Origin of the sequence: Actinomadura sp. NPDC048032 (genome assembly GCF_040653175.1) — a bacterium.
Lineage (GTDB): Bacteria > Actinomycetota > Actinomycetes > Streptosporangiales > Streptosporangiaceae > Spirillospora > Spirillospora verrucosospora.
Genome location: NZ_JBEZJP010000053.1, coordinates 22,940 through 29,599, shown reverse-complemented (window position 1 = coordinate 29,599; position 6,660 = coordinate 22,940). Strand labels below are relative to the sequence as shown.

Here is a 6,660-nt window from a genome sequence, read left to right as displayed (position 1 = left end):
TGCTGACGGCCAGTGCCCTGAAGGGGCTGGTCTCGGTTCCGGTGCTGTTCGTGCTCTTCCTGAGCGCGCACGGCCCGACGGTCGTGAGCCAGCACGGTCGACAGGACGTACCAGGTCATCCAGCGATCGTCGGTCCAGATGAGGACCGGCAACCCGACCAGGCAGGCGCTCGCCCAGCAGTTGAGCTCGACGACGCGGGAGAGGAGGCCCATCTCGGTCAGCCTTCCCGAGGCGATCGTGCCGTTGACGCCGATGACGGCGGCCACGCCCGCCAGGGCCAGGCCCACCAGCGCCGTCCCGCCCGTGAACGGCCTGGTCAGCATGGTGACCCCGGCCAACCCGATCACGAACCAGATGACGTGCCTTCGCCGGCGCGACCCGCGCGAGAAGACCAGCCGCCACGTCGCCAGGCCGAGCGCCCCGAGCGTCATGACCGTCATCAGGGTTCCGACATCCACGCTCTTCAGCGCGGCCTGGTGGACCTGCCCCTGGAAGAGGCTGGGAACCACCAGAGCGAGCACCCACGCCCACTGGCGTCGGCTCCATCGGATCTTGACCGCCCGTCGCTTCGGCCTGCCAGGCGAAAGACGCGTGACCGCGCTGAAGAAGACGGCCCCGAAGATCGTGATCAGTGCACCCACGGGCGCCGGCGAGTACTCGGGGTAGAGCCGCGTCGCGTACGCCGACCCTACCGATACGAGAATCAGGGAGAGCGCTTCCGCAAGCGCCCCCCAGGTTCTGCTCATGAGGAATCTCCTTTGGTTTCGACCGGCTCTTCGCCGGTACCCGACCGCATCGGCCAGGCCAAAGAGACCGTCCTAGGGGAGACGCCCTGCGCAATCTCGATCGGTTGGGTCAGGAACCGTGAACCCCCTCGTGAATTCGGGTCATCGGGGATGGGGCAGCCCGAACGCGGGCTTCGGACAGCGGTTGAGGCTTCAAAGAGTGGCGCGTTCATGCCACGGCATGCACCCATTCCCGCACTCTGAGTGACGATGGATCGAACGGTTCTCGCGGACTTCGGTCTGGGGAGCCATCTTCGATGGCAGGAGTGCACATGAGAAAAGGCCTGTTGACCAGGGCGGCGACCGTGACGGCCGCGCTGGGGGTGCTGGTGGCGTCCGGCGCGAGCGGCCAGGCGGCCTACGCCGGCGGCGGGTCGGTGAACCGGCCGGTGGAGGCGGCCGGGAGCGGCGCGTCGGCCTCGGCCGCCCTGTACCGCGTCCAGGTGGCGCAGTGGGCCCAGCCCGTCCTGCGCGTCCGGGACAGTCCGGGCTGGCCGGGCGGCGGGCCGGGGAAGGTGATCGGCTCGATGCGGCCCGGGGCCCCCGCCATGGCCGTCTGCTCGACCGAGGGCGCCGACATGACCGCCTACGGCCGGACCGGCTCGACCTGGGTGAAGATCAGCCCGGGCTCGCCGCCCACCGCATGGCTCTGGGACGGCGGGCTCAATCCCCACGAGGTGCTGCCCCCGTGCGTCTGCGGGTGCCCGAGGATCAAGACGGACCGCGGCGCGGGCACCAGGCCCTGCGGCGACTGCCGGACCCGCGAGGAGGAACGGTGAACGCGTACCGGATCGGGGCCGCGGCGGTCGCGGCGCTGGCGCTGCTGGCCGTCGCGGCGCCCTCGGCGGCGGACGCGGCGCCCTCGGCGGCGGACGCGGCGCCCTCGGCGGCGGACGCCGGCACCACGGTCCGCGCCCGCGCGGACCGGGTCACCGTCGGCGACTGGGCCAGACCCCTGCACGTCCGGGCCGATCCGGGGGCGCCCGGCATCCCGCCGGGGAGGATCATCGGTTCGATCATGCCGCCGGCGGAGGCCAGCGCGTTGTGCCACATCACCGACGGCGCGCAGATGACCGCCTGGGGCCGGACCCGGTCCGACTGGGTCAAGATCCGGTACGGCTGGGAGGGGCACGCCTGGCTGTGGGGAGGCGGCCTGAACCCCTACTCGCTCCGCGAGTGCTGAGCAGCTGCGGGCGCCCACGGGACGCCCAGCGCGGGGACGCCGCAGAGGGTGCGGCGTCCCCGCGGTCGTCGCGGGTCAGCGAGCGGGGGTGGCTCCGAGCTTGTTCACCCAGCCCTGGTTCTCGAAGGCCAGGTACTCACTGCCGGCCTCCTTGCCCGGAAGGGCGGTGTGCCGGTCCTCGAAGTCGAGGAGCTGGGCGGTCTTGCGGTCCACGACCAGCCGCACGCTGGTGCCCTTGGCGGTGATGGCCACGCCGGGCCTGCCCAGCCGGTCCGTGATCTGTCCGGTGACGCGCACGGACGGGGTGCGCGCCAGGATCCGGTAGAGGGCCGCCCGGGTGCCGGGGGTGGTCGGGGCCATGAACAGGTCCCAGGCGCTGACGAAGACGTACTCCCCGAAATCGGCCGGGGCGGTGTAGCCGTGCGCACCGCCCCGGCGGTCCTGCTGCCACAGCCTGCGCAGGTAGCTCTCCAGGGCGCCGTCGGTCGCCGGCAGCTTCGCGATCGTCTTCCACTCGATCTCGTGGGATCCGATGACGGGGTTCACCAGGTGCGAGCCCTTGCTGTAGGTGACCATGCGGGGCTTCGAGACGGTCGTGCCGTCGTTGACGTCGAGCGGGGGCGAGCCCGCCGCCTTCCACGCGGCCTCGTCCTTCTTCGTGGGGAAGGTGAGCTTGATGTCCAGCGGTCCGTTCGTACCGAAGCGCATGTCGGTCCCGCTCTTGGCGCACGCCCAGTCCTCCACGCTGCTCGCGGTCCGCGCCTGGAAGTTCTGCGGCTTGCCCATGGACTTCCCCGCGGGCGTCGGCACGCCCGGGCCGGGCTTGAAGGGCAGGATGTCCTGCCACATGCGGGTCCGCTTGTACCAGCAGGTCCCGCGGGCGGCGGGCTGCTTGGCGGCCGTCGTAGCGCTGGCCAGCAGGAACGTGCGGGTGTCGAGCGTCCCGTCATGTCCGGCACCGGGGGCGCCACCGGGGGCGCCTCCGGGGCCGTCCGACGGCAGGGCGACGGCCAGCGCCGCCGCGGCCACCGCCACAGCGGCCACGCCGCCGGCGAGGGCCAGCCGCCGGACCGGCCGGCGTGCCGGAGCCAGGCGCGCGTTCACGGTCGAGGCGCCGGCGCGCGCACGGACCTGCGCCACGTCGGGGCGCCCCGCGTAGGCGTCGTCGGCGAGTTCGGCGACCGCCGCGGGCTTCAGGGCGGCGATCAGGTTGTCGAGTTCGTCCTGCTTCACTGCTTCTCCTGGATGACTCGCGGGCGCGGGGCGCGTCCGTGCGCTCGCGCGGGGCTTTCCTGGGACGCCTCGATCGCCTTGGCCAGCCGGCGGCGTCCCCGGTGCAGCCGGACGGCGAAGGCGGTGCGGGAGCACCCCGCGACACGGGCCGCCTCGGCGGGGTCGAGCCCGTGCCAGGCGGTGAGGGTGACCGCCTCGGCCTCCTTGGGCGGAAGGGCCCGCAGGGCGGCCAGCGCCTGGTCGCGGGCGATGAGGTGCTCGGCGACGTCCCAGGCGTGCAGGTCGGCGTCGGTGGTGAGGCCGGCCAGCCGGTCGGCCAGTCCGCGCGCCCGGCCCGCCGCGCCGTGCGACCGGCGGACCACGTTCCTCGCCACGCCCAGCAGCCACGGCAGCGCCTGGTCGGGGATCTCGTCGATCTTCCGCCACGCGACGGTGAACACCTCGCCCGTCAGGTCCTCGGCGGCCTGGGGGGCGGCCCGCAGCACGACGTAGCCGAAGACGCTGCGGTAGTGCGTCTCGTAGAGGCGGGTGAATCGGGCCTCTTGCTCGTCCACGCCACCTCCTCTCTTCTCGGAACCGTTACGCCGAGAAGTCCGAGAAGGCCCCGGTGGATTACATGGCGGCCCGGGAATTCTTCACCGATCACGTCGCACGCGCCACGTCGCACCCGATCACGTCGCACCCGATCACGTCGCACCCGGTCCGGCGCGGTTCGGCGAACGGGGCAGGCGCAGGGCGAACGTCGCGCCCCGGCCCGGCTCGCTGCGCACCGCCGCGGACCCGCCGTGCGCCTCGGCGAGCTGCCGCACGATGGCCAGGCCCAGTCCGCTGCCGCCGGTCTGCCGGCTGCGCGACTTCTCCGCCCGCCAGAACCGGTCGAAGACGTGCGGCAGGTGCTCGGGCGCGATGCCCGGGCCGGTGTCGGCGACCTCGATCAGCACGTCGTCGCCGTCGTCGGACGCGCGCAGGCTCACCCGCCCGCCGGCCGGCGTGTAGCGGACCGCGTTCGCGAGCAGGTTGCCGACCGCCTGCCGCAGCCGCACCGGATCGGCGTCCAGGGACGGCCGCCCGGTCACCTCGGCGGTCAGCGTCAGCTCGGCGGCCTCGGCCGCGGCCCGGTAGACCGTCGCGATCTGCTCGACCAGGTCCGCCACGTCGACCGGCTCGGGGTGCAGCCGCAGCTTGCCCACGTCGGCGAGCGCGAGCTGCTGGAGGTCGTCGACGATGTGCTGGAGCAGCGTGGCTTCCTCGACCAGCGAGGCGGTCAGCGCGGGGCCCAGGTCGGCCACACCGTCCTGGGCGGCCTCCAGCCAGCCCCGGATGTTGCTCAGCGGCGTGCGCAGCTCGTGCGACACGTCGCTGACCATCGCCTTGCGCTGCCGCTCCATGCGGTCCAGGTGCTCGGACATCTCGTTGAACGCGGCGCCGAGCTCGCCGACCTCGCCCTTGGCGCGCACCGTGACCCGCGCCGAGCCGTCGCCGGCCCGCATCCGCCGGGCCGCCGCGGTGACCGCCCGCACCGGCCGCGCCAGCCGGGTGGCGACGAGGACGCTGACCCCGACCGCCAGGACGAGGATCACCGCGGTGACGCCCGCGATGCCGTACGGGTCGATGGCGGGCGCGCGGTCCTCCGCCGAGCCGATGTAGAGCAGCGCGGCCGGCGCGACGTACGGCTTCAGCTGGGTGCGGCGCGCGGTGGCCAGGCACTCGGCGGCCGACGCCGGAGCGGCCGGCGTGCCGGTCTCGTCCAGCCACACGTCGACGCGGCTTCCGTGGCACTCCCGGACCAGGGCGGCGAGCCGGCTGAGGGCGCGCCTCTCGGTGGCGGTGGGCCCGGGCGTGTCCGGCGAGCACGGCGTGGGCGGCCGCACGGGCTCCGGCGTCGCGGCCGGCGGGCTCACCGGTCTGCCGCCGGGCGCGGCGGTCGGGGTGCTGGACGGCATGACGGTCGGCGCGCCGGGCGTGGACTCCGGCCGCCGCGGCGCGTCCCCCGGCCCGGTCGTCGGGGAAGGCCGCGGCGTCGCCGGGGCCGTGGCGGACGGCGTCGTGGCGACGCCCGCGAGCCGGACCGCTCCGCCACCGGACGTTCGCGCGAGCGCGGCCCGCGGGAGGAAGGGGCCGTAACCGGCGGGCACGCCGGCGGGCGCGCCGGGGCGGTTCGTGCTCGATTCGGGGGTGGCCGCACCGCCCTCGCGGCGCAGGTACGGACGGCCGCCGGGCCCGACGACGACCGTGGCGCGCTGGCCCTCGCGGCGCAGGCACGCCGCCTGGGCGTCGACCTCCCCGCGCAGCCGTACCCGCTCGGGATCCGGCAGCCGGAACGGCCCGGCCGCGCGCGCGTCGATCCGGTCGGTGGCCGCGCCGGGCCTCAGGGAGACGTCGACGGCGAGGGGGTCGACGACGGCCGAGGGGCGCTGCGGCAGCGGCGGCCGGCCGGGCGCCGAGTCCGCGATCCGGACGCCGCCCTCGGTCGCCAGCGCGACGCGCTGGCCGCTCTGCCGGGCCAGCCCGCGCACGGTCTCCCCGACGCCCTCCCAGCGCGGGTGGCTCGCCGCGTAGCCGAGCAGTGCGTCGTTGATCCGGGCGTCGCGGGCGAGCGTCCGGCCCTGCCGCTGCCGGATCTCGCCGGACGTGCCGCGCGCCGCCAGCCACGCGGTCGCCACGATCGAGCACACCGCGATCAGCACCGAGCTGGCGACCAGCCGGACGAGCAGGCTATGGCGCACGGTCGCCGACCAGCTTGTACCCGACGCCGTACACGGTGCACAGCCGGACCGGACGCCGCGGCTGCGGCTCGATCTTCTTGCGCAGGTTCTTCACGTGCACGTCGACCGTGCGCTCGGTGATGAAGCGGTCGAAGCCGTGCAGGTGCTCCAGGAGCTGCGCCCGGGTGAGGACCCGGCCGGGCCGCGCGGCCAGCGCCTCCAGGATGCGGAACTCCGCGGGCGTGCACTCGACCTCGCGCCCGTCCGCGAGGACCGTGTGCCGTTCGAGGTCCACCGTGATGCCGCCGACCCGGTACACCTGCTCGCCGCCGCCCCGCCCGGTCCGCCTCAGCAGCGTGCGCACCCGGGCCATCAGCTCGCGCGGGCTGTACGGCTTGGTGACGTAGTCGTCGGCGCCGAGGTCGAGGCCGCGCAGCAGGTCGTCCTCCGTCGAGCGGGCGGTCAGCATGAGCACCGGGACGTCGGACTCGGCGCGCAGCCCGCGGCACACGTCGAGGCCGTCGATCCCCGGCATCATCACGTCGAGCAGCACGAGGTCGGGGCGGCGCGCGCGGGCCTCGTCGAGCGCGGCCCGCCCGTCGTGGACGACGACCACGCGGTGCCCCTCGCGCTGGAGGTAGCGGCGCAGCAGCTCCGCCTGCTTGGGGTCGTCCTCCGCGACCAGGACGTTCGCGCACATGGCACCCGAGCGTAGCCAAAGCGTGATCGGCACCACGGGATCATCACATCGGCC

The 6,660-nt window shown here is 74.6% G+C and carries 6 protein-coding genes and 1 pseudogene; 2 read left to right on the top strand and 5 right to left on the bottom strand.

The genetic code is table 11. The features are described from left to right. Positions 1-746 (bottom strand): annotated as a pseudogene (locus AB0C69_RS10420) (hypothetical protein); the annotation flags it as partial. Between the two features lie 311 nt (positions 747-1,057). On the opposite strand from AB0C69_RS10420, the gene AB0C69_RS10415 reads away from it, so the two are divergent. Then, positions 1,058-1,564 (top strand): hypothetical protein, encoded by a 507-nt coding sequence (locus AB0C69_RS10415; protein ID WP_360352323.1) that lies wholly within the window; start codon positions 1,058-1,060, stop codon positions 1,562-1,564. After that, positions 1,561-1,968, top strand: a complete 408-nt coding sequence (locus AB0C69_RS10410) for a hypothetical protein (protein ID WP_360352320.1) — start codon at positions 1,561-1,563, stop codon at positions 1,966-1,968. Before AB0C69_RS10415 ends, AB0C69_RS10410 begins: the two co-directional genes overlap by 4 nt. 75 nt (positions 1,969-2,043) lie before the next feature. Here the strand turns inward: AB0C69_RS10410 and AB0C69_RS10405 are convergent, their stop codons facing one another. The 4 genes from AB0C69_RS10405 to AB0C69_RS10390 form a co-directional block, all read right to left on the bottom strand. Next, complete coding sequence (locus AB0C69_RS10405; RefSeq protein WP_360352317.1) at positions 2,044-3,201, bottom strand: CU044_5270 family protein; 1,158 nt, start codon at positions 3,199-3,201, stop codon at positions 2,044-2,046. Then, positions 3,198-3,755, bottom strand: a complete 558-nt coding sequence (locus AB0C69_RS10400; protein WP_360352314.1) for a sigma-70 family RNA polymerase sigma factor — start codon at positions 3,753-3,755, stop codon at positions 3,198-3,200. Before AB0C69_RS10400 ends, AB0C69_RS10405 begins: the two co-directional genes overlap by 4 nt. Positions 3,756-3,887: 132 nt before the next feature. Next, positions 3,888-5,927 carry an ATP-binding protein gene (locus tag AB0C69_RS10395; protein ID WP_360352311.1) on the bottom strand — a complete coding sequence of 680 codons (2,040 nt, stop codon included), beginning with the start codon at positions 5,925-5,927 and terminating at the stop codon, positions 3,888-3,890. Beyond that, entirely contained in the window at positions 5,917-6,606 is a 690-nt protein-coding gene (locus AB0C69_RS10390; protein WP_345178624.1) for a response regulator transcription factor, read from the bottom strand. The genes AB0C69_RS10395 and AB0C69_RS10390 overlap by 11 nt, the downstream gene beginning before the upstream one ends. Between the last annotated feature and the right edge of the window lie 54 nt (positions 6,607-6,660).

Coding starts and splice junctions, on each gene's coding strand:
- AB0C69_RS10415 (WP_360352323.1), top strand. CDS start 1,058: ATGAGAAAAGGCCTGTTGACCAGGGCGGCGACCGTGACGGCCGCGCTG.
- AB0C69_RS10390 (WP_345178624.1), bottom strand. CDS start 6,606: ATGTGCGCGAACGTCCTGGTCGCGGAGGACGACCCCAAGCAGGCGGAG.